This is a genomic window from Ruegeria sp. SCP11, assembly GCF_040329455.1.
GTDB classification, from domain to species: domain Bacteria; phylum Pseudomonadota; class Alphaproteobacteria; order Rhodobacterales; family Rhodobacteraceae; genus Ruegeria; species Ruegeria atlantica_E.
Map to the genome: position 1 here is coordinate 12,792 of NZ_JBDZYG010000011.1, position 22,483 is coordinate 35,274.

Genomic DNA, 22,483 nt, shown 5'->3' on the forward strand with positions numbered 1-22,483 from the left:
GTTGTTCACTCAGCCGTCGCAGAGTTCGGATGTCGAGCTGATCGGAAGTTCATCAGCAGTCATGCCGTGTTTTTCCATGATCGCGATATGTTCGGGCGAACCGATAAACTCGGCCATTGTCGCATTGAATGCTTGGACAAATTCCGCGTCTTCGGGGCGGAATGCGAAGGCTCCGTGCGACACTGCGGGCTTACCAGCTACTTCAGCAAAGATTGGCGTTGCCTCGACGCCGCCTGGATCACTGGCTACGATCTGACGAACACCGGGTGCCGAAACCGCCCAGGCATCAATGCGGCCCGCCTTCAGTGCGGCAACTCCAGTCGGGTTGTCCGGCAATTGCGCGATGCTTGCATCCTCAACTCCGGCCGCCTGCGCGTAGCCAACTTGAGCTGACCCCGCGACGGCTCCGACTTTGAGCCCGTTTTCAGCGATGGATTCATAGTTACTGACACCTTTGGGGTTGCCTGCTTCGACCAACATGGCTTGCTGAATTCCGAAGGTCGGTTCGGAAAACTGCACGGCAGCACAGCGCTTGGGGGTTACGAACATTCCCGCTGCGACCACATCAAAACGGTCGGCTTTGAGGCCAGGGATCAACGCACCCCATTCGGTCGAGTCCGCCTCGGCCACTTTGCCGCCCATCTTTTCCAGCACCGCAGTCAGTGTTTCTACGTCGGTGCCCACTAGATTGTCGTTTGTATCTTTGTAGGCATAAGGCGCGAAATTGTAGAATGCGACCCGCAAACCTTCGCCGGTTGCGCGCTCGTTCAGAGTTTCGGCAACGCTGGCAGTCACGCTCAATGCAAAAGTAACTGTCGCAGTCGCGGTGGACAGCAGACTTCGGCGGGTGAGTTTCATATCAGTTCTCCGTGTTGGTTCTTTGGTTCATTCTTTTTGATATCGGTCAGCAACCGGCCATAACCGGGTATGCTGTTTGTCAGGCCTGAATGCAGGACCAGCTGCCACGCCATCGCCTGATTGCTGGAAACCACAGGCAGGCCAGTCGAGGCCTCGATACGATCCAGCACTGTCAGCGACTGAAAGTCAGTGCAGGAGATAAAGGTCGCATCTACGCCCTCAGTCGCCAATTCAGTGGCGGCGAATTCGATTGCGTCCGGTGTTACCCGGCTGATATCGGCAGAGTCAGTAATGCCAAAATCGTAACGGTTGACGATCTTGAAACCACGCTCTGAAAAGGTGCGCACCATGAGATCAGCAACGTCGCTTTGGTAAGGTGTAACCAAGTTCAGGCGTTTGGCACCCAGATGGCTGAACGCTGCGCAGGCAGCTTCGACCGGATTCACGACGATGGCCATAGGAGCGGATTTTCGGATTGCGCTGCGGACATTATCCGCGCCAATTGCTATCGTTCCCGACGTGCAGCCGAACACCACCGCGTCCAGTTCGACCTCAGGATTAAGTAACTGCGCCGCGTCACTCAAAACCGGCGCCATTTTGGCCAGCTGTTCCAGAGTGCAGTCGCCTCCAAAGGCGATCCGGGTGGTAAAGGTCAGGGCATCGGGCGGCAGGATGCGTGCCAGATCGCGCTCAATCACCTGATCATTGGCTAGGGCGATAACACCTATCCGATATTTGCCCGGACCGTTCCCAAGTATCTTGTTTTTGTCCATATATCGGCTCCTCTCAGGCACATCAGGCCTGACCGCCCCGTCAGAGAGACGTACCGGCCGGAGAAAACGCCCCGGCCAGCCAAAACCACCTTAGCCTTCACACAAATCAGCGGTGCTGCGGGCTGGCAGCTCGCTTTCCTGCAAACCATGCGCCTCCATGATGGCGATATGTTCCGGCGTGCCGATGAACGCACTCAGCGTTTCGTTGAATTTCTTCACAAACTCGGCCTCATCGGGGCGAAACGCATAAGCACCATGCGGGCTGGCAGGCCGGCCACCGACCTCGGCAAAAGGCTCCAGCATTTCAAACCCTTCTCCACCATCGCTATTTACGGCAATGCGTGCGCCCGGCGCATCAATGGTGAACGCTGCGGCGCGACCAGCGCGAACTGCGGCAAGGCCGGTCGGGTTATCCGGGACCTGCATGATGTTGGCGTCTTCGACACCCACACTCTTGGCCCAATCCACCTGCGCAGTTCCCGCTATCGCCGCCAGCGTCTTGCCGGATTCGGCGATACTCTCATACGAGCTTGCCAGGCCGTTCGGATTGCCTTCGGGAACGATGATGGTGTTCTGAATACCAAAGGTCGGCTCGGAAAAGGCAACCTCATCACAACGCTTGGGCGTGACGAACATCGCGGCGGCAACGATATCAAACCGATCGGCCTTAAGGCCGGGGATCAGGTTGCCCCATTCGGTCGCGGTTTCGGATTGAACCTTCAGCCCCATTTCACCTAGCACGTGACGCAGGATTTCGACCTGCTCACCCACAACTTCACCATCCGCGTTCACGTACCCAAAGGGAGCGAAGTTGTAGTAAGCCACGCGCAGACCATCCCCCTGGCCGCGCTCTTCCACGGTTTCGGCGGATGCCATCACCGGCAAGGCCGCTACCGCCAACCCAACGGTCATTTTCAAAACGGTGCGACGCTGAAAATTGGATTTCATTTTTTCCTCCCTGTATTTTAGTTGGGATGCCGCTGTGTCCCGGCGGCATCCCTGTGCCATCAGGCCTCGATGACCGGGATTTCCCAGTCCGCGACCGGTGCGGACAACAGATCGGGCTCCCCTTCGGTTACGGCCCAGTTGTCCTCGGCATTGATGAAGCCCAACTCGTTCGAGAAGTTCGGATTGCAGGCAAAGACGTTGCCCACCTCGAAGGTGATATCTTCGAACGCTGCAAGCGACGGGTATTCGGTGGTTTCGATACCCACACCGTGGCCGACCCGGCCCACGCCCATGGTCTTGAGCCCACGTTCTTCCAGATATGTGTCGACAACACGGATGACATCCGCAGGCTTATTGCCTGCAGTAAGCTGCATATTGCAGTCATGACGCAGGCGCATCATCCAGTTGTAGAACTCTTTTAGATCCGCAGATGGCTCACCCACCGACGCGGTGCGGGCCAAGTCAGACCAGTAGCCCTTGTAGCTGACGCCGACGTCAAAGCCGAGCGTTTCACCCTTCTGAATAACGCGGTCAGTCGGCAGCAGCACGATACCCTTATCATTCGCACCCGACAGTACACACAGCAGCGAAATCTTCTCTGCTCCATTGGCAATCAGGTTCTGACGCAGGATCTGGGCCACTTCGTTTTCGGTCATACCCGCGCGCACTTGGGTAAAGGTTTTCTTCTGTGCTTCGGCCGAGATGATAGAAGCGCGGCGCAAATATTCGATCTCCTGCGGAGATTTCACGTTGCGCACGGTCAGGATGATATCGGCGGCGTCGACGAATTCAGCCTGCGGCAAGCCTCTCATGACCTCCTGCAGACCCAGATAAGAAATACCCAGATACTGCTCCCGACCCAATTCGCACCCAATGCGAGCCTTGGACAGGCCAAGGTCTTTTAAAACGCCGATGATGAACTCCGGGTGACCCATCAGGCCCCCTGTGGTGCGGATGTCAGTGATGAACGAAGTTTGCTCAACCTGTGCAACCTCGAACGGCATGGTGATCAGCGTTGCATCGCCGTCTTTGGGGATGATGACCATGTACGAGCGAATCTTGTCTACCGCGCACTGCTCGGAACGGTGACCTGAGTAGTACTGATAGTTCAGCCTCTCGGTGATCAGCATAGCATCAAGGTTCTTTTCAGCCATCAGCGCACGCGTTTTCGCATAGCGCTGTTCGAATTCCTCTTTGGAGAAGTCTGCGTATTGGGGTGCCATGAGAGCCCTGTAATTCTGAGTTGACGTGAGATGAATACTAGATAATATATTATTTGACGCAAGACATTTCTTCAGGGAGCAGCAAAATGAAGGTTTTCTCGGATGCGCAGGTAAAAGACGCTCTTCCTTGGAAGGAGTTGATTCTGCAGTTGCGCGACGCCTTCGCCAAAGGTGTGTCGCAACCTTTGCGTACTGCGCATACGATCCCGGTTCCCGGAGAACCCGACGCCTCATTTCTGGCCATGCCCGCATGGGAGGAAGGCGGCAAACTGGCCGTGAAAATTTTATTCATTGCGCCCGGAAATTCAGCGCGAAACCTGCCTGCAGTGAATTCGTCGGTGATGGTGTTCGATGCCGTAACGGGCCAAGCCGAAGCGGCCATGGAAGGCGGCGAGTTGACCGCGCGCCGCACCGCTGCGACCTCAGCGCTGGCGGCAGAGCTGATGGCGAGAGAGAACGCAAAAAACCTGCTGATCGTCGGCGCAGGTACCATTGCAGGCAATCTGATTCCCGCCCACCGAGCCGTGCGCGACTATGATTCGGTGCAAATCTGGGCGCGCCGCCCGGAACAGGCTCAGGCACTGGCTGCGCAATTCGACGACTTCGTGACCGCAATCACGGATTTGGACACCGCCGTAGCGCAGGCCGATGTAATCGCAGCCGCCACCATCACCAACGATCCGCTGATCAAGGGGGCGCTGCTGAAAGACGGCGCGCATCTGGATCTGGTCGGTGGATTTACCACTGAAATGCGCGAGGCGGACAACGAAGCCCTAAAACGCGCCGCAGGAGGCATCATTGTCGATACATATGATGGCGCCATGGCGGAGGCCGGCGACATCACTCAGCCGCTGGCCGAGGGCGTGATCGCCCGCGATGACATTGCCGGCGACATGGCCGAGCTTTGCCGTGGTGAGGCACGGCCGCGGAAAAACGCCTCGCAAATCACCGTTTTCAAATCCGTGGGGGCCGCCATCGAAGATTTCGTGGCCGCCCGCATGACCGCTGCATCCTGAAACCTGACTGGAAAGATAATGACTGAGTTCAGATTCGCACGCCGTTCCGCCATTCTAGGCAAATCGGTCTTCGATCATGCACCGGGTACGATCGCGCTTAATTCCGGCGCAGCGTATCCGCCCTGCCTGCCCGATGTGGTACGTGAGGCGACAGAGGCAGTAGGCCCGCTGCGCGAAGAGGCCATGCAATATGCGCCGCTGATGGGCCTGGACGACCTGCGGGACGAAATCTGCAAATTCGTGGCCGAAGACGGCATTAAGGCCAAACGCCAGAACGTGCTGGTCACTTATGGGTCAAAAAGCGCCTTCGATCTGGCTCTTCGCACGTTTTGTGAGGCCGGAGACTCGGTGATCGTCACCCGCCCCACCTACATGACCGCCGTGCACATCATGCGCACCCACAATGTGCGCTTCATCGACATCGGTCAGGACGACGAAGGGTTCTGCGCCGATGAGTTGGAACGCAAACTTGAAAACATGGAAAACAACGCCGAGCAGATGCCCAAGCTGCTGTTCGACGTGCCGGATTTCCACAACCCAACAGGTGTTACAACCTCGCTTGCCCGGCGAAAGAAGATGCTGGAATTGGCACAGCGCTTCAACTTTGTAATCTGCGAGGACGATCCCTATCGCCGTATCCGGTTTGAAGGGGAGGTGATCCCCTCGATCAAGTCGATGGATACCACCGGCCACGTGATCAGCCTTGGCACAGTGTCCAAGATTTTGGCCCCGGGTCTGCGTGTGGGCTGGGCCATCGGTGATGCAGGAGTGATCCGCCGCATGGCGATGCAAAAAGCTGATGGCGGCTCGAACGCCTTTGCCCAGCGAATTGTCGTGCAACTGATGAAATCGAACAAGATGGCGCATCACATCGACGAGATGATCTATCAGATGCGCATTCACCGTGACGCGATGATCGACGCATTCGCCGAACACCTGCCCGAGGCGAAAATCCGTGCACCGCAAGGTGGCTATTTCCTGTGGGCAGAGCTTCCAAAAGGCACCGACGCCGAGAAGCTAGTAGAGTTGGGTATCGCCGAAGGGGTCGAGGTCTCTTCGGGTCGCCTGAGTTTCCCCACCGAGGATCCGGGGAATTTCATTCGCATGGCCTACAGCTTCATCACCGAAGACCAAATTCGAGAAGGTATCGCCAAGCTTGGCGTCGCCTGGCGCAAACTCCAAACCCAAGCACAAGCGGCATAAGAAGAAGGAACACCCAATGCCCTGCCCCAAAGTAAGCCTCGCCCCTTCCTGCGAGATAGATCTGGATGCCGAAGGCAAACAGCACGGTTATGTGCGTATCCAGTTCAGCTCGGACCGGTCAGCCTATGGCTGGCTGCCAATGCCGATCATGTCGATCAAGAATGGCGACGGTCCGGTCGCCGTTGTGATCGGCGCCAATCACGGTGACGAATACGAAGGCGTCTCGATCACCAACGGTCTGTACCAAGAGCTGGAGCCTGGCGACATCAAAGGTCAGATCATCTTTCTGCCTGCCGCCAACGCCCCGGCCTTCTATGCCGGTCGCCGCACTTCGCCGCTGGACTGGACAGGCGAAGCCAACCTGAACCGGGTGTTCCCGGGCGACCAATACGGCTCTCCGACCGAGATGATTGCGTGGTACATCACCAACCACATCGTGCCGCGGGGCGATGCGTTCTTTGACCTGCATTCGGCTGGCAAGTCCATCGACCATCATCCCTCCGTGAAGATCCGCCTGATGAATGACGAAGCCAAAGATGCGATGCAGATGAAGTTCCTGGAACTGTTTGGCGCGCCTCTGGGAATCGTGGGTGATCGGGTCCATGAAACGACCCTGTCGGGTGAAATCCTGCCGCTGGACAAAATCTACTTGTCGACCGAACTGGGCGGCGCAGGCAAAATCCGCCCCTGGATTCGCGACTTTGCGTGGAACGGCATGAAACGCTGCCTGCGCGAGCTGGGCGTTCTGCAAACCGATGAAGTGCTGCCCGAGCCCGAACACAAGGTAACTCTAAAAGCGATGCAGACCGGCGATCACTACATCTTCGCCCGCAAAGATGGGATGTTCGAACCGCGCGTGAATCTGGGCGACGTCGTCGAGGACGGTCAGTTTGCGGGCTACATCTGGAACTTGAAGGAACCTTGGGAAAAACCCGAGGAATTGTACTTCAACAAAGGTGGCGTCGTATTCTGCAAGCGCACCCCGGCGCTGTGCGAGATCGGCGACACGCTGTTCTTCACACTCAGCGATTATGAAGGATAACACCTTCGAAGACCCCAAGGCACGGCACCCCTCTCCCCACTCGCAATGCCTTACCCGGCGCGCAGCACTGCTGCGCGCCTATAACTCCGACACGGGAGTCGTGGCTTCGTCCAGCTCCAAAAGGTTTCTTTTCCTTTTGATGCCAGGCGCTTCGATGCTGAGTTTTAGCGCGGCGGTCGAACCACTTCGCATGGCAAACAAGTTGTGTATGCGCTCGGTTTATTCTTGGCAGACAGTCTCTCTGGATGGAAAGCCAGCGCAGTTTTCAAACGGCATAACCATGGCCGTCGACGCTTCGGGCCAACGTATGAGCACTGCGGACTTTGCCTTCGTTTTGGCAGGATCCGAGCTGAACGCAGAGCAGGAGAAACCTGCCGCACGGTGGCTTTACAATCACTATCGCTCCGGCGCGCGCGTTGGGTCATTAGGTGGTGGGGCGCATATCCTCGCACGCTCTGGCCTGCTGGATGACCGAATCTTTACCCTGCATTGGGAAGACCAGCCGGGATTTCGCGAACGCTATCCATTTCTGGAGCCCGAAGATCGCCTCTTTTGCGCTGACACCAAAATCATTACCTGCGGGGGCGGCATGGCGGCGGCCGACTTAATTATGCATTTGATCGCTGCCGATTTTGGCCGTGACTTTGCTGTCTCCGTCTCTGAAATGTGCGTACATTTCAGCATGCGCCAAGGTGAAGAGCGGCCACAAAGCTCGATGTCGATGATCCTTGGCTCTCGCAACCCGCATTTGATTGCCGCTACTCAAGTGATGTCTGCCAATCTGGAAAACGTCTTGGCCATGGACATCGTCGCGCAAAAATCCTGCGTGTCCCGCCGGCAGTTGGAGCGGTTGTTTAAGACCTACACCGGCAAATCACCGGCAGGATTCTATCGAGATCTGCGGCTCGAACGCGGCCGCCAATTGTTACGCGACACTGACTACAAGATTATAGAAATATCAGTAGCTTGCGGGTTTTCCAGCCCGACATCCTTTTCACGCAGCTTTCGCAAGAAGTTTGGTTTTTGCCCAAATCGAACCGAGAGGCCCCGATGAACACTCGGACCTTAGCAACAGTTACCCGGGTTAAGAACATACCCAACAAAGCCACCTCAATAGACACTCGCCTCGTCCTCGCTGACAAAAGCTTCAACGATTGGAACGGCCTTCTCGATCTCATGCGCAAGACGTTTTCCCAAAACATCGGGAGAATTGACCCGCCCAGCACGGTTTTTGAATGCACAACGCAGGACCTTCAGAACCGATCCCATCAAGAACTGCTGCTACTGGTGTATAACGATCTCGATCTGGTTGGCTGTCTCTTTATGCGTCCTGGTGAAGAAGACCTCTTCCTAGGCAGGTTCGCCATTGTGCCACAAATGCAAGGAATGGGGCTCGCCCGACGCATGATAGCAAAAGCCGAGCAGGTCGCGAACCAGTCGGGCCTAAGGGTCTTGGCTCTTGAAACGCGCATTGAGTTGCTGACAAACCAAAGGAAATTTAAAGCGTTAGGATTTGAAATCGTTAGTGGTCGCGCCCATACCGGTTTCGACCGGATCACTACTTTAAGAATGCAAAAAAGAATAGAAAAATAACCCGGAGTGTCAGAAAAGACGGCGTTCTTCGACCTTGAGTTGGTGAAACGCCTAATGATGCAAACGAACAGGTCGAAGTTTCTGAACTACATGATCGAACAGGATCACCGACTAATCAAACCGCACGTGCGGCTCCGTGCGATCTCAAATCTTTCGAATCTGCTTCCGCCAACTTGGAAGGCATCGACGTTGGGAACATGTCCAAAAACGTCGATGCACTACGCGAGCAAATCCCGTCGAACTCAATCATAAGCGGACGTCACAATCATCTCGACCTTCAGCACGTCGCGCGCCAGTTTGGCTTCACCGCACGCACGAGCCGGCGCATGCCCTTCAGGCACCCAGGCGTCCCAGACCGCGTTCATTTCGGCAAAATCAGCCATGTCGGCTAGCCATATCACACATTGCAATATCCGGGTTTTGTCGCTGCCTGCCTTGGCCAGAAGATCCTCGACCTTGGCAAGAATTTCGCGCGTCTGGTCTGCAACTGTGGCAGCGTCCGAGGTCTGGCCGCACAGATAGGCAACGCCATTGTGCTTAACGATCTTGCTCATGCGGTTACCGGTTTCGATACGGGTGATTGTCATGTCGGGACTCTCCATTACAGAACCTTGCGGTCAAATCGGTCGATGCGGAAGGGCGATAGATTGAAACGGCTTTGTCCACCAGTCACCAAATTCGCCAGAACCTGCCCTACGACAGGGCCCATCTGAAAGCCGTGCGCGGAAAACCCGAATGCGTGGAATGCGCGCGGAGCATTCACAGCGGGCCCGATCACAGGCAGGTTGTCCGGCATGTAAGCTTCCAGTCCGGCCCACATCCGGTTGATACTGGCTTTATACATGATCGGAAAGAACTCGGCCGTGGTGCGGCAGGCAGCGGCAAGTTTGGCGTAGTCCAGCCGTGTCCGGTTGTTGGCACGATCAGCAAAACCTTTGGCCCCGCCGCCAATCAGAACCGTGCCATTCTCGAACTGCTTGAAACTGAGCTGGCGGCTGACCGCCCCCACAACCGGCTTGGCGAAATGCGGCATCCGGGCGGTGATCATCAGCATCGGCGCAGCATGGCTGAGGGGGACGTTGTCCCCGATCATCAGCGCGATCCGATCGGCCCAGGCCCCTGCGCAATTGACGACGGTTTCGGCCTCGTACCTGTGCTGAGAGCCTTGCGCCAACCACGTGTCCCCGACGCGCCGGAGGCTCAGCACCTCTTCGCCTTCAATCACCTGTGCGCCCATTCTTTCTGCTGCCCGACGAAACGCGGAGGTTGCTTTGTAGGGAATGGCATAGCCGTCGAGATCTGAGATTACACCGCCAACGCAATTGGAACTCACATAGGGCAACCGGTCTCTTAGTTCGTCCCGATCGATGATCCGCTCATGCGTAAATCCGGCGTCGTGCATCTTGATTTCACGGGCGCGCAAGGTCGCCAAATCACCCTCATCCGCAGCGATGTTGATCAGGGTCTGGCGTCTAAAGCCCGTGTCGTGGCCCAACTCTTCATCCAGGGTCTGCCACAGATCCATCGAGGCCTTAGAGAGCGGCAACTCGGCCATGTCGCGGCCCAACAGGCGAACGCCGCCCGCATTGACACCCGACGCATGGCGTCCAGAATAGTCCTTTTCAACCACGATCACAGAAGCGCCCTTGCGAGCCAAATGGTAGGCGGTTGCGCAGCCTTGAATGCCGCCACCAACAATCAGAACATCCGCCTTCATTCCGCAGCCTCCGCCGTCACTGTCTCATAACGGCCAAGCTCGTCCAAAGTCAGCAGGCGTTGAGGGCTGCGCAGCCTGTAGTAGCCGACCGCCTCCGGGCTTTCTTCACGCCATTGGGCCAGAAGCCCGGTCACCAGATGCCCGCATTGCCGACCTTGGCAAGGTCCCATTCCACATCGGGTCAAGGATTTCAGGGCGTTGGGGTCGCGGGCGCCTTGCTCGAACCCTGTGCGCAGGTCACCCATCGACTGCTCTTCACAGCGGCAGACCAAAGTATTCGCTTGGCGCGGTAAACGTAAGGCGTCCGTCGGACGGTAAAGACAGTCTATGAACCGGCGAAACGGTTTCAGAGCAGACAGATATGCCAAATCAGACTGGGTTTTGTAGTCTCTGTCAGCCCGTGAAATCCGGCCCAGGCGATGCAAGATATTCTGTGCGGCCACTCGTCCTGCTGCACGTGCGCCGTCCGCACCAACTATCCCTGCACCGTCTCCAGCAACTGAAACATGCGCGGCCGAGCTTTCGCCAAAGGCATCAACCGTGACCTGCCAGCACATCTGTGCGCTGTTCCAATGGTGCGCCAGCCCCATCGCCCGGGTCATGTTTAGATTGGGTTGGACGCCGTGATGCAAAAATACCGTATCGGCTGCGACTTCATGCTGCTTGCCTGACGCGACAAAACGCAGCCCTTTGGCGTTTTCATCCCCGAGCACCTCGAGGTTTTCAGCGTGTCGATAGATGGAAACGCCCGAGGCGCGAATTTCCCGCAGCAATGACAAACCCTTCCGAAGCTGCCCGAGCTGCCGCAGTGCGCGGGGCATCAAAGGGGCGGCGTCGAGATAGTGCTGTCGCGGGGTCGTTTCGACCAAGGCGGCCACAGGTACGCCCAGTCGCAGATATTGTGCCACGATCAGGTACAACAAGGGACCGGACCCGGCAAAAACCGCTCCGTCGGCGACAACAGCATCTGATTTCAGCATAACTTGAGCCGCTCCAGCGGTCATGACGCCGGGCAAAGTCCAACCCGGAATCGGCATGGGCCGTTCCATCGCGCCGGGACACAGCAGCATTTCCCGGCTGTGCAGCTCGCGCGTTTCGCTCTGATAGGAAAACAGAATTCGACCGTCATCCCCCAGATGCCACGCATCGGCACCGGCAAGATGTTTCGCCCCCGAATTTTCAAACCGACTGATTAAATCCGCGCCTGCCGCATAGTCCGGGCCGAGGCTTGCCGCATCAGGCAAAGGGCTGTCTGCCGCAGACCGGTAAATCTGCCCCCCTGCCCGATCAGCCCGGTCCAATACAACCACGTCAGCTCCGGCTTGTGCCAGATCAATGGCGGCGGACATTCCAGCAGGGCCTGCCCCGACAATCGCGCAATCAAAGGCTTGCATCATCTGCCTCTGTGTCTTCGGAAATGTCCTGTGTCAAAACCTTCATGCCATCGACTACCCGACGCAGGCAGGCTTGCTGATTTGGAAGACCGTCAATGTTGACCATGCATTCGAAACAGACGCCCATAGCACAGTAGGCACTGCGTGCTTCGCCTGACAGGGCCGCCTTGCGTGTCTCGACCTGACCAGCAACTGCCATAGCACTCCATACCGACTGACCTTTGCGGGCTGTAACCATCTGACCGTTGACACTTAGCGTCACCAAATCGTGGTCATCATCTTGCAGGGATCTAAACATAGGCTGATCTCCGTCAGGGAACGGGGCAAGGCGCAGGGAGGTGCACGCCTTGCCCGATATCGGGGTCTGGCCGGTTATTCGGCGATCTGGTCAAGGATGCGCTGACCCCAATCCTGACCCACGTCCTCAAGGACTTCAGGCCAGACCTGCGCACGCACATGGGCAGCGGTAGCGGCAAGTTCTTCGTCCGTCAGAGAAACAATTGTGGCGCCATTTTCGGCAAGTTTCTGTTCAAACGCACCCTGATCGGCTTCAGCTGCTTCCCAACGCTTGGCTTCGAATTCCAGTGCTGCCTTTTCCAGCGCTGCGCGATCTTCCTCGCTCATCTCAGCCAGAGTGCCCGAGTTGATGATCATGTACCAAACTTCGAAATGTGTATTCACGGGTACGTAAGACGTGGTCACATCCCGGAACGAGGCATAGTAACCTTCGGCGCCCGAACCGACGACACCGTCAACAACACCGGTCTGTACCGCGGTGAATGCTTCCGAGAACGGGATTGGCGATGAGATGTAGCCCAGAGCGTCCGCGGTTAGCTGAAAGCTCTTGATGCCCGGCACACGGACCTTGATGCCTTTTGCAGCGGTCGGGTCACCCGGGTTCACCGCTTCAGTGTTGAGTGCCACTCCACCGAAATACACGGGATAAGCTGCCAGCATGGTGATGTCCTGTTTGGCATAGAGATCCTTCATGGCGGTGTGGATCGCGCCCCCGGGACCGTAGATCTTTTTCGCCTCATCCCAGTTTGCCGCAACATAGGGGAAAGCCGAGATCTGCATACGGCGATCAACCGCTGTGGCGGCGGGCTGCACGGCCATGTCGATGGCCCCAACCGAGATGCGCTCCTGAACCGAGGTGTAATCACCCAGTGCCGAGGCAGGGAACAGGTTCAGTTCTACCGAACCATCTGTCGCAGTCTTAAGTTCTTCCGCAAAAACACGCAGTTCATTGTCGATGGTCGCACCCTGAGGGCGGATATGGCTGATCTTCAGTGTATCTGCAGAAGCGATACCAGCAGTCGCCACAACGGCTGCGGCCATGCAGGTGGATTTCAGAAAGTTCATCATGGATAGGTCTCCTCCGTGAGTGATGAAGTGGGCGGTTTAGTAGCCAAAGAAACGGGGCAGCCACATCGACAGGTCCGGCCAGAAACTGGTCAGGAACACGACGGGCAGATAGCCCAGCAGGATCAGGGTCATGGCGGGCCGGATCACCTTGGTGACCGGCACCTGACCGATGCGCGCGCCCAGATACAGGATCGAGGCGTAAGGCGGCGTGACACCTCCCATCGCGGTGTTGACCCCCATGATCGCGGCAAACTGGATCGGGCTGACACCGATAGCCTGCATCAAGGGCAGCAGCAGCGGTGCGATCAGGATAATGGCGGTCACGTCATTCACCACCATGCCAACGAGAAACAGCAGGATGTTGATCAGCACCAGCAGCAGGGCTTTGTTTTCGGTCACCGAGAAGATCGCCTCGACAATCGCCTGGGGCACGCTTTCCAATACAAACATCTGGCTCAGGATCATCGAGAACAGGATCATCAGCATAATTGCGCCAACCGAAGTGGCGGCCTCTCTGCCAGCACCAAAGAAGGTGCGCATATCCAGCCCCTTGTAGATTAGGAAGCCCACCGGGATCGCGTAGATCACGGCCACGGCGGCGGCCTCGGTCGGGGTCATAATGCCGCCGTAGATACCGCCGAGAATGATCACGGGCATCAGCAAGGCGGGCGTGGCTTTGAATCCGCGCTGGGTCGCTTCGGACATAAATGCCGTCCCTTTAAGGGGCTCGTTCAGTTGCAGTGGAAACCTGCGGGCCATACGGATGTTGACCGCCGAAAAGCTGGCCATGATCAGAAGGCCGGGTCCCAACGTTGCCAAGAAACAGGCCAGGATCGACGTATCGGTCACCCAGCCATAGACGATCATTGTAACGGACGGCGGGATCAATAGACCCAAGAGCGATGCGTTCGCGATCAGCGCCGTTGCGTATTCTCGGGGATAGCCTTGTTTCTCCATTTCGGGGATTAGCAGCGGTCCGATCGCAGCAACACCGGTCAGGCCCGATCCAGAGATCGCACCGATCAGCGCGCAGGACACGGTGGCCACAACGCCCAGTCCACCCCGCAGATGGCCGATGAAGATGTTGACGAAGTTGAGAAGACTTGCCGCAATGCCGGACACGGACATGATCGTCCCCGCCAAAACAAACAGTGGAATGGCCAGAAGCACCGGATTTCCAAGTTGCTGGAAACCCCACAGCATGTTGCCCTTCATGACCACGTCGCCCGCGAAATACATCACCATCAGACCCGCGCCGAAGCAGTACGGCAGAGGAACGCCAAGTGTCAGCAGGATGACCAGAACCAATACGGCTAAAAGCGCGATCTCGATCATTTCAGACCTCCTTCAACGGCGGGTTCGGCGACAGGGGAAAACAGCGCGCGCAAATGCATCAGCAGGTGCCAGGCGGTGAAGGTCATCATCAGGACCAGCCCGACAAACAAAGCGACATCGACATAGAAGGTCGGCAGGTACAGCGTCGGGCTCTCGCGCCAGACGCGCATTGAGTATTTGGTGAAGTCCCAAGCCCAAGTGGTCAGCCAGATACCAACGATCAGGCTGATGACCTCACCTATGACTGCAAGAACCTGATGCTGGCGCTCGGTGGAGAGGAAAATCTCAAGTACATTGGCCCGAATATGCGTGTTCTCGCGGGAGGCGTTGACCGCCCCCAGCATGTACAGCCACAGAGTGGGATAAAGCAGACTCTCTTCCAGCCCCATGACCGGGATTTCCAGCACATACCGGGTAATCACCTGCACGAACTGCCCAAGAGCAACCAGGCAGATCAGGACTGTCAGCAGGACACTTGAAAAACGTGTCATTTCCCCCTCCGTCATAGCGAATGCAAGTGGTGCATTCGTGGCGGGAAAATTGCGAACGCGGCTCATCAAGTCAAAACGATTAAATTGATTATAAAATAAAGTTAATTTATACTATTTGAAAAAGTTTAGGATTATCAAAGTCGAATGAATCTCAGTTTTCGCCAGTTACAGGCCTTTCGCGAGGTCATGCGGACGGGCTCAGTATCCGATGCCGCTCGAATCCTCGGTCGAACCCAACCGGCAGTCAGTGCTTTGATCGCAAACCTCGAGGCCGAGTTGGATATCGCCCTGTTCCGCCGTCAGCGCGGTAAAATGGCCCCTACCCCCGAAGCTCAGTACTTCATCACCGAAGCCGAAGCGATCCTAGATCGCTTGTCGCTTTCAACCCGGACAATGCGAGAGATCGGTGCACTGACTAAGGGCCGCCTGAACATCGCTTGTATGCCAGCCGCCGCCAGTCTGTTGATGCCTCAGATCCTGGCCGAGTTTCTGTTGGACAAGCCGGATGTGAAGGCGTCGCTTATGATGCGTGCGTCACCGGTGATCGAGGAATGGGTCGCCTCTCAGCAATATGACATCGGGTTGGGTGAAACTCCGAAGCCCACTGCGGCCATTGACACTGTCGATTTCGACATGAGATGCGTGTGCGCCATCCCGGCAGATGATCCGCTGGCCGGGCTAGACACAGTCGAAGCCCGCCATCTGTCGGGGCGCCCTATGGCCGGGTTGCAAGACGGACATCCGAACCTAGTCGCGACCCAGAGAGCATTCGCCAGTCAAAACGCCAGTTTCAAACAACGCTTCGAACTCAGAACCTTTCACCCGGCTTTGACTCTGGTGGAAAAAGGGCTTTGTTACTGTATCTGCGATCCGATTACTGCAGCTGGATACGTCAACATGCGACCTGAGCCGAGACCCGTCGTCTTCCGGGCGTTCCGCCCCAATGTCGTTCTAAACGTCTCGATTATGCGACCGGCGCACCGTCCCCCCTCTGCGTTGGCAAATGAATTTGTTCTGCAATTGGAGGCGGCATTGGACCGTGTAAACAAACAGTTTTGAAGCAACTTCCGCGACACTGGATAGAAAAAAGTGTTTGATATGAGCTCCAAAGGCCAGTTCACAATCGAAGTCTGTCCTTTCAAACAATTAGTGGAATTAGCGGCTTGGAATGCGATCGCTTAGCGCGAAGCTCTTTCACCGCGCATTTAGCGTTAAATTGGTGTTCGACGGCTGTAGCGCCCGACTTTGCTGACACTGTCACGGCCAATCAATGCTGCAAGACCCAGAGGTGCTTCCGTCCAGCGGACTAACCTGACAATTTGCGGCGGAAACCGTATTGTTTTGGTATTTGATGGCCCGGCGCGACTTGAGGACCAGAACAATGACGGACAAGGAAAAGCAATCGGGTAAATCTACCGAAGGCATGTTGGACTACAACGAAAATTCCTCTGCCCAACTACAGTTGGTGCGCCTGTTGTCCCCACTTGTTCGAGAGCTTGTGCACTCAATGGACCCGCCCGGCACCGAATTCAAAATCGTGGACTATGGGTGCGGGCCGGGCGTCAACTCCATCGAAATGGTCAAACCGGCAATCGAGGCTTGTCTGGAGAAATTCAGCGATACCCCCATTGTCGTTTGCCATTCCGATCAAGTTGGCAACGACTGGAACACCTTGTTCGAACTGGTCTTAGGCCCGGATGGTTACGCACATATAGCCAAGGGGATCCGCACCGAAGCCGCCATCGGGTCTTTTTACGATCAGGTCACATCATCCGAGACGGTTTCCATCGGGACTTGCATTTTCGCGAGCCATTGGTTGAGCCAAGGCATTCAACTGGACTCTGCCGGAACCGTTTGGTTCGCCGATCTGCAAAGTGATGCGCGGCGTATTGTCGACCGGATTGCGCAAAAAGACTGGACCCAATTCTTGCTTCAGCGCGCCTTGGAAATTCGCGCCGGGGGATTCCTAGTTGTCGGAACACTTGGCTCTTTCCCCGACACATCCGAGAAGAACGGGATTGCCGCTTCCGGGCGCGGCATATATCGCGCAATTTATGTTGCCGCCCAGACAATGGCAGAGGATGGCCTCATCAGCCCCGAAAGCCTGGAGTCCTTTTTGTTTTCGCTTTGGTTCATGACCGAGGCCGAGGCGCGCCATACTCTTGTGAAAAACCCCGAACTAAAAGCAGCATTCGAAATCTGCCGCATCAGCGTCGAACCCGCCCCGACCAAAGCCAGCGACATATTCGAAGACCATATTCAAGAGCCTGGTACCTATGCTGAAAAGTATGTCGGGTACATCCGCGCCTTTGGTGATTCCACTTTAAGAACGCATTTGTTCGGCTCCAATTGCGTCAACTCAGAGCATCTCGATCAGCTCATGGCAGAGTTCTACAATCGCCTCACACATCTCTATGAGAGCGAAACGAACAAATACGCTTGCGAAGTTTGGCACCTCGTTGTGGTTCTCCGTAGAAAATAGTGAGAACCTCAACTCACAGACATGACTGGCTGAGCCACCCCACGTCACGATGGGTCACAAGCTATGCTGCCTCTACAATCAACCTTTATCAGTAAGATAGAATTTCTTATTCTTAGTCGTCGAACGGCGCTAAGCGGAACTTCGCAAACTATCTGTACGGCTTTAGAAATACCGACCGTTCGGAAGTTGGCCACACAGCAGCCAACAGCCGAGATTCAAAGCAAGCGGATCGCCATGCCGCCATCAACGGCTAGCGAAGAACCTGTCACAAAGCTTGCTCTGTCCGATAACAAGAACAACGCCGATTGAGCAATTTCCCTTGGCTCTGCCATGCGTTTCACGGGATGCAATCCGGCAATGAAGTCGCGCGCCGCAGGATCGTCACCAGCCATGTCGGTTTTTGTGCCACCTGGCAATACAGTGTTGATACGGACACCCCTCGTTGCATGATCAGATGCCAACGATTGTGTGAGCCCGATCAAACCTGCCTTGGATGCAGCATAGGCTCCCATGCCCGGCATACCCCCATTGCTGTAACCAACAAATGTTCCAGTGAAAACAAGAGATCCTCCACCACGTTTCTCCATAGCCGGGATTTGCGCTTTTGCCGCGTAGAACGCGCTGGAGAGGTTTGTTGCTAGTACAGATTGCCAGTTAACTGTTTCCATTTCTGGAATTGGCCCTAACTCGCCGATAATGCCAGCATTGTTAAATGCACCATCAAGACCACCAAATTGCCGTTCCGCCAGATCAACAAGGTCTTTGGAGTATGTTTCGTCGGTCACGTCACCCGCAAGGCACACAGCTTGCCCATTGCTTTGGGTAATCTGTTCGACGACTGTGTTCAGTTGGGCCTCACGGCGAGCGCCCAATACGACATTCGCTCCTTCTGAGGCAAACAGAAGTGCTGCCGCAGCGCCTATCCCACTGCTTGCCCCGGTAACGATAATGGTTTTGCCTCTAAGTTCCATGATTATGCCTTTCTGTAGCTGCATACCTATCAACTAGAGAACGACGTGAGCATTGAGCGACCCGTTTCTTGCGGGTCTTGAGCGGCTTCAATTGGATGCGCAAGAAACGGATCGGTAGAAAACCGTAGGTGGTAGAGGGTATCCCGAGTGTGAGCTTGTCGGGTTCCGGCGCAACACTGAGTGTATTCCAACCGGATACAATCGACCTCGCTGAAATTGCGCACAATGTGATCATCGCAAAAAACCTGAACGAAGCCAATTGGCAGTAACAACTTGAAGCACCAAAGACTTCAAAGCGCGCCTGCCTGGTGCGCTTTGTCTTGCAGAGCACTACGGAGAAGAGTCCCGAAATGTGTCGTCACCTTAAGACAACCACTTGTCTTCGGAGTTGCAGCTCAGGACTTGCTCATAGCTTTATTCAAGTGGTTCAAACCGTCGACCGTGATGGCGATTGAATGCGGGAATGGGGCCGGACCGTGTCTGTAGAACTGAATGTCATAGTCAATCCAACCTCGCTCTCAGAGTACATCCAGGGTCTTTGCCAAAGCGACATTGATTTCTTCACCAAACGAAGCAGGAAGCGCTATTGACGCCGGGTGGTGGTCCGCAAGGTTACTAAGAATTTCTATCTGCGTTTTTTCGTCTAGCGGCTTTCCCAAATCCAAGACCCAACCGACCGAACTCACCGAGTGACAGTATTGCCATTACAATCTGCCTAGGCATTTCAGAAATCCACACGCCAACGGGTCTCACCGCAATTCAGTCGGCTTCTTCCATCTTGGTGGCGTTCAGTTGAGCAAACAACTCGGGCCCGACGCGGTCATAGAGGTCCAATTGCGTTTCGAGAAAATCAATGTGGCCTTCTTCGTCTGACATCAGACTTTCGAACAGACCCATGGAAACATAGTCACCTGCGGCTTTGCACACATCTCGTGCTTCCTTGTAGAGGGCACGGGCGCTTCGCTCAGCGGCCAAATCACATTCCAGAGTTTCACGTGGGTTCTCGCCAATCTTCAGCGGGTCCAGTTTTTGCAGGTTGGGATGGCCTTCAAGAAAAATGATCCGCTCGATCAGCTTGTCGGCGTGCTCCATCTCTTCGATGGACTCTTCCCGGCTTTTTTTGGCCATGCTCCCAAGTCCCCAGTCATCTTGGAGGCGGTAGTGAAGCCAGTATTGGCTGACAGCTGTCAATTCGTGCCGAAGCGCTTTGTTCAGATAGTCGAGTACCTTTTTGTCACCCTTCATAACTGGTCTCCCTGGCTGCATGACCGTCTTGATTGGACGAAGTTTTCGGTGGTTGATCTTAACATTTTTTAGAATAGCTCCAAAATCTGCAGATTGCCCTTTACCTTCAGCTAACTAACCGAAATCCCGACGATTCTTGTTGGATTTAATCAGGGAATTGGCAAAGCTTGATCGTATTAGCTTCGGGTACGAGGTTGGCCCGATCCCGGGGTCGTGCTGACCGCATCTACCGGGCTTTCACTTTTTTCGATTCATGTTGGCAACTTCGGTCCAATCCAAGGTGGCAGACTCAGATTAAAGAGACTTGAACCCGCACATGTGCCGGACTCGCAGCTTAATGAAACGGTGATCCTGTTCGAAAACTATTCGGCGAGAACAAACGCCAAATTACGCATGCTCGTCAACGAGACCCCAAAGTTTGCGACACATACCTTCCGATCAACCTTTTTAGGATAACGCATTGCGATGCCGACGGAGAACCCCCGCGTACTGCAATTCCCGAACCACATGGCGCCCGAGAACATCGGTGCCGCCCAGAATAGCCTCCATTTTCCCGTTGTTCGGTGTAGTCACATCCACCTCTAACTGAGGCAAGTCCGCAAAAAGTTTTAATTGTCTTTCTTTTGAGATTTGGGAAGAAGATCGATGGGTAGCGGAAATACGACCGTCGTTGTGCCGTCAGTTGCAATATCATTAAGGGCGTTGAAATAACGCAACTGCATGGAGTTCGGCTGTGTCGCCAGCAACTTGCCAGCCTCCACCAGTTTCGATGCAGCCTGAAATTCGCCCTGCGCGTTGATGACGCGCGCCCGTCGCAGGCGTTCTGCCTCGGCCTGTTTGGCAATGGCACGTACCATGCTTTCGTCGATATCCACGTGCTTGATCTCGACATTCGCGACCTTGATGCCCCAGGCATCCGTCTGGCGGTCCAAAATCTCCTGAATGTCCGCGTTGAGCTTGTCGCGTTCGGCCAGCATCTCGTCCAACTCATGTTTGCCCAGAACCGAGCGTAGCGTTGTCTGGGCCAGTTGACTGACCGCGGCCCTGAAATCGGCCACGTTGATAATGGCGCGCTGCGGATCCACGATGCGGAAGTAGATTACTGCATTAACTTTGACCGAGACGTTATCGCGGCTGATTACATCCTGGCTGGGTACATCTTCGACGAACATCCGCAAATCGGTGCGCACAAGCTGCTGCACCACCGGAATGATCAGAACGAACCCAGGCCCCGTGACCCTTGTGAACCGCCCCAGCGTGAACAACACCCCCCGCTCATATTCCCGGAAGATATAGATAGCCGCTTGCAGGAACAGGAACACCAGCACCATCAGGATGAGATAGGCGATCCATTCAAACTGGAATGCTTCCATCATCGTACTCCTTCGCGAGCCTCTGATTTCTTGCCGGTCGATGACCCGACGCGCAGCGTGAGACCGTTGATACCCAGGACGTATACGATTTGCCCGGGCCGCAGGTCGGTTAGGCCTCGGGCCTGCCACCGTTCACCTTCGACCCAGACAAACCCGGCTCCGCCAGACCAGTCGAGCACACGAGCCTTCGCCCCCAGCATTCGGTTCGCCCCCGACACCGGTGCTCGCCGATAGGTGCGAATTGTGTAGCCCAAAAGCACAGCCAGGATTGACGCGCTGACCAGTGCCATGACTCCGATCAGCCACCACGAAACGCGATAGGCTTCGACATCTGTATCCACAAGCATCGCAGCCCCCAGCGAAAAGGCGACTATCCCGCCAAGTCCCAGAACCCCGAAACTTGGAGAAAAGGCTTCGGCAACCAAGAACGCTACCCCGAGGCCGATCAGCGCCAGCCCGGCATAATCGAGTGGCAACTGATTGAGCGCATAAAGCCCAAGTGTAAGGCAAATGGCACCGACGACGCCGGGAACAATCGCGCCGGGGTTCCAGAACTCAAAGATCAGGCCGTAAACGCCAAGCATCATAAGCACCAGCGCCACATTCGGGTTTGACAGAATGCTGAGAATTCGAGTGACTGTACCCATCTCGATCCGCTCCACAGGCAGGTCAGAGATTTCAAGCGTTATTCGAGCCTCACCCATCATAACACTGCGACCATCCACATCACGCAATAGCGCGGTAAGATCCGAAGCCATCAGGTCGATAACGTTCAGTTCCAGGGCCTGCGCCGCGGACAAACTTTCGGCCTGCCGCACCGCGCTCTCAGCCCAGTCCGCGTTTCGCCCGTGCAATTCCGCCAGACTGCGGATTAGGGCAGCGGCGTCATTTGTCGCCTTGGCCGACATAGCATCCTTGGGCGCCAGCGGGTCATCGGACGCGTCACCATTTGTTTCCCCATTCTTTTCGTCCGTTGAATCGGGCGGTTGCCCAGGCAATCCGTCGGGCAAACCGCCAATCGCTACCGGAGTGGCCGCACCAAGATTGGTGCCCGGTGCCATCGCGGCGATATGACTGGCATACAGGATGTAGGTTCCCGCACTTGCTGCGTGGGCGCCGGGCGGAGCAACGTAAGTAATAACCGGAACCGGCGCCAAGAGAATCTCGGAAATGATCTCTCGCATTGCATCGGCCAACCCACCGGGAGTGTTTAGTTGAAAGATGACTGCAGAGGTGTTTTGATTGCGCGACTGCTCAATCACACGTGAAACATGGTGCACGGTTGCCGGCCCAATTGGGCCTTCGATCACCGTGTAAAGCACCCTGTTTTCGATTGCCTCTGCCGTGTCGGCCTGGCCATTTGACCCGTCTGCTGCCAGACTGGCCAGGATGATGAGGCAAAGGAGGCGTAACCTTTGCTTCACAAGCTCCATATTCGCTTCTCCAGTACACAA

Annotated in this window: 22 protein-coding genes; 7 read left to right on the forward strand and 15 right to left on the reverse strand. The window is 55.9% G+C overall.

Going from position 1 to position 22,483, the window contains the following annotated elements:
- Nucleotides 1-9: 9 nt before the first annotated feature.
- The 4 genes from ehuB (ABLN94_RS16720) to ABLN94_RS16735 form a co-directional block, all read right to left on the reverse strand.
- Nucleotides 10-858 carry an ectoine/hydroxyectoine ABC transporter substrate-binding protein EhuB gene (ehuB, locus tag ABLN94_RS16720; RefSeq protein ID WP_352994409.1) on the reverse strand — a complete coding sequence of 283 codons (849 nt, stop codon included), beginning with the start codon at nucleotides 856-858 and terminating at the stop codon, nucleotides 10-12.
- Complete coding sequence (locus tag ABLN94_RS16725; protein WP_352994412.1) at nucleotides 855-1,631, reverse strand: maleate cis-trans isomerase family protein; 777 nt, start codon at nucleotides 1,629-1,631, stop codon at nucleotides 855-857. Before ABLN94_RS16725 ends, ehuB (ABLN94_RS16720) begins: the two co-directional genes overlap by 4 nt.
- 90 nt (nucleotides 1,632-1,721) lie before the next feature.
- Nucleotides 1,722-2,579, reverse strand: a complete 858-nt coding sequence (gene ehuB, locus ABLN94_RS16730) for an ectoine/hydroxyectoine ABC transporter substrate-binding protein EhuB (RefSeq protein ID WP_352994413.1) — start codon at nucleotides 2,577-2,579, stop codon at nucleotides 1,722-1,724.
- 59 nt (nucleotides 2,580-2,638) lie between these two features.
- The gene (locus ABLN94_RS16735; protein WP_352994415.1) at nucleotides 2,639-3,802 is read right to left on the reverse strand and encodes a M24 family metallopeptidase; all 1,164 of its coding nucleotides are present in this window, start codon (nucleotides 3,800-3,802) and stop codon (nucleotides 2,639-2,641) included.
- Nucleotides 3,803-3,888: 86 nt separating this feature from the next.
- On the opposite strand from ABLN94_RS16735, the gene ABLN94_RS16740 reads away from it, so the two are divergent.
- From ABLN94_RS16740 to ABLN94_RS16760, 5 genes are read left to right on the forward strand one after another with little or no spacing between them, the layout of a single operon-like run.
- Complete coding sequence (locus ABLN94_RS16740) at nucleotides 3,889-4,818, forward strand: ornithine cyclodeaminase family protein (RefSeq protein ID WP_352994418.1); 930 nt, start codon at nucleotides 3,889-3,891, stop codon at nucleotides 4,816-4,818.
- Between the two features lie 18 nt (nucleotides 4,819-4,836).
- The gene (locus ABLN94_RS16745; protein ID WP_352994420.1) at nucleotides 4,837-6,021 is read left to right on the forward strand and encodes a PLP-dependent aminotransferase family protein; all 1,185 of its coding nucleotides are present in this window, start codon (nucleotides 4,837-4,839) and stop codon (nucleotides 6,019-6,021) included.
- Between the two features lie 16 nt (nucleotides 6,022-6,037).
- Nucleotides 6,038-7,063 carry a succinylglutamate desuccinylase/aspartoacylase family protein gene (locus tag ABLN94_RS16750; protein WP_352994421.1) on the forward strand — a complete coding sequence of 342 codons (1,026 nt, stop codon included), beginning with the start codon at nucleotides 6,038-6,040 and terminating at the stop codon, nucleotides 7,061-7,063.
- Nucleotides 7,053-8,117: a GlxA family transcriptional regulator gene (locus ABLN94_RS16755; RefSeq protein WP_352994423.1), complete on the forward strand. Its 1,065-nt coding sequence runs from the start codon at nucleotides 7,053-7,055 to the stop codon at nucleotides 8,115-8,117. Before ABLN94_RS16750 ends, ABLN94_RS16755 begins: the two co-directional genes overlap by 11 nt.
- Nucleotides 8,114-8,656 carry a GNAT family N-acetyltransferase gene (locus ABLN94_RS16760; protein WP_352994426.1) on the forward strand — a complete coding sequence of 181 codons (543 nt, stop codon included), beginning with the start codon at nucleotides 8,114-8,116 and terminating at the stop codon, nucleotides 8,654-8,656. Before ABLN94_RS16755 ends, ABLN94_RS16760 begins: the two co-directional genes overlap by 4 nt.
- Nucleotides 8,657-8,898: 242 nt before the next feature.
- On the opposite strand, the gene ABLN94_RS16765 is transcribed toward ABLN94_RS16760, so the two are convergent.
- The 7 genes from ABLN94_RS16765 to ABLN94_RS16795 form a co-directional block, all read right to left on the reverse strand.
- Entirely contained in the window at nucleotides 8,899-9,243 is a 345-nt protein-coding gene (locus tag ABLN94_RS16765; RefSeq protein WP_352994428.1) for a RidA family protein, read from the reverse strand.
- A 14-nt stretch (nucleotides 9,244-9,257) separates the two neighbouring features.
- Complete coding sequence (locus ABLN94_RS16770) at nucleotides 9,258-10,373, reverse strand: NAD(P)/FAD-dependent oxidoreductase (protein WP_352994430.1); 1,116 nt, start codon at nucleotides 10,371-10,373, stop codon at nucleotides 9,258-9,260.
- Nucleotides 10,370-11,770, reverse strand: a complete 1,401-nt coding sequence (locus tag ABLN94_RS16775) for an NAD(P)/FAD-dependent oxidoreductase (RefSeq protein ID WP_352994432.1) — start codon at nucleotides 11,768-11,770, stop codon at nucleotides 10,370-10,372. Before ABLN94_RS16775 ends, ABLN94_RS16770 begins: the two co-directional genes overlap by 4 nt.
- Entirely contained in the window at nucleotides 11,754-12,065 is a 312-nt protein-coding gene (locus tag ABLN94_RS16780) for a (2Fe-2S)-binding protein (RefSeq protein WP_352994434.1), read from the reverse strand. The genes ABLN94_RS16775 and ABLN94_RS16780 overlap by 17 nt, the downstream gene beginning before the upstream one ends.
- A 74-nt stretch (nucleotides 12,066-12,139) precedes the next feature.
- Nucleotides 12,140-13,132: a TRAP transporter substrate-binding protein DctP gene (gene dctP / locus ABLN94_RS16785; protein WP_352994436.1), complete on the reverse strand. Its 993-nt coding sequence runs from the start codon at nucleotides 13,130-13,132 to the stop codon at nucleotides 12,140-12,142.
- Nucleotides 13,133-13,168: 36 nt separating this feature from the next.
- Nucleotides 13,169-14,467, reverse strand: coding sequence for a TRAP transporter large permease (locus ABLN94_RS16790; RefSeq protein WP_352994438.1), 1,299 nt, complete (start codon nucleotides 14,465-14,467; stop codon nucleotides 13,169-13,171).
- Entirely contained in the window at nucleotides 14,464-14,958 is a 495-nt protein-coding gene (locus ABLN94_RS16795; protein WP_352994441.1) for a TRAP transporter small permease, read from the reverse strand. The genes ABLN94_RS16790 and ABLN94_RS16795 overlap by 4 nt, the downstream gene beginning before the upstream one ends.
- Nucleotides 14,959-15,102: 144 nt before the next feature.
- Here ABLN94_RS16795 and ABLN94_RS16800 point away from each other — a divergent pair, with 144 nt between their 5' ends.
- Nucleotides 15,103-16,017, forward strand: coding sequence for a LysR family transcriptional regulator (locus ABLN94_RS16800; RefSeq protein ID WP_352994444.1), 915 nt, complete (start codon nucleotides 15,103-15,105; stop codon nucleotides 16,015-16,017).
- A gap of 322 nt (nucleotides 16,018-16,339) precedes the next feature.
- Nucleotides 16,340-17,440: a hypothetical protein gene (locus tag ABLN94_RS16805; protein ID WP_352994447.1), complete on the forward strand. Its 1,101-nt coding sequence runs from the start codon at nucleotides 16,340-16,342 to the stop codon at nucleotides 17,438-17,440.
- Between the two features lie 215 nt (nucleotides 17,441-17,655).
- On the opposite strand, the gene ABLN94_RS16810 is transcribed toward ABLN94_RS16805, so the two are convergent.
- From ABLN94_RS16810 to ABLN94_RS16825, 4 genes are all read right to left on the reverse strand, one after another.
- Nucleotides 17,656-18,411 (reverse strand): SDR family oxidoreductase, encoded by a 756-nt coding sequence (locus ABLN94_RS16810; RefSeq protein WP_352994723.1) that lies wholly within the window; start codon nucleotides 18,409-18,411, stop codon nucleotides 17,656-17,658.
- A 759-nt stretch (nucleotides 18,412-19,170) separates the two neighbouring features.
- A complete protein-coding gene (gene bfr / locus ABLN94_RS16815) occupies nucleotides 19,171-19,656 on the reverse strand; it encodes a bacterioferritin (protein WP_170496209.1) in 486 nt (161 codons plus the stop codon).
- Between the two features lie 608 nt (nucleotides 19,657-20,264).
- Entirely contained in the window at nucleotides 20,265-21,032 is a 768-nt protein-coding gene (locus ABLN94_RS16820) for a slipin family protein (RefSeq protein WP_217357843.1), read from the reverse strand.
- Nucleotides 21,029-22,462: an NfeD family protein gene (locus tag ABLN94_RS16825; protein WP_352994450.1), complete on the reverse strand. Its 1,434-nt coding sequence runs from the start codon at nucleotides 22,460-22,462 to the stop codon at nucleotides 21,029-21,031. Before ABLN94_RS16825 ends, ABLN94_RS16820 begins: the two co-directional genes overlap by 4 nt.
- Between the last annotated feature and the right edge of the window lie 21 nt (nucleotides 22,463-22,483).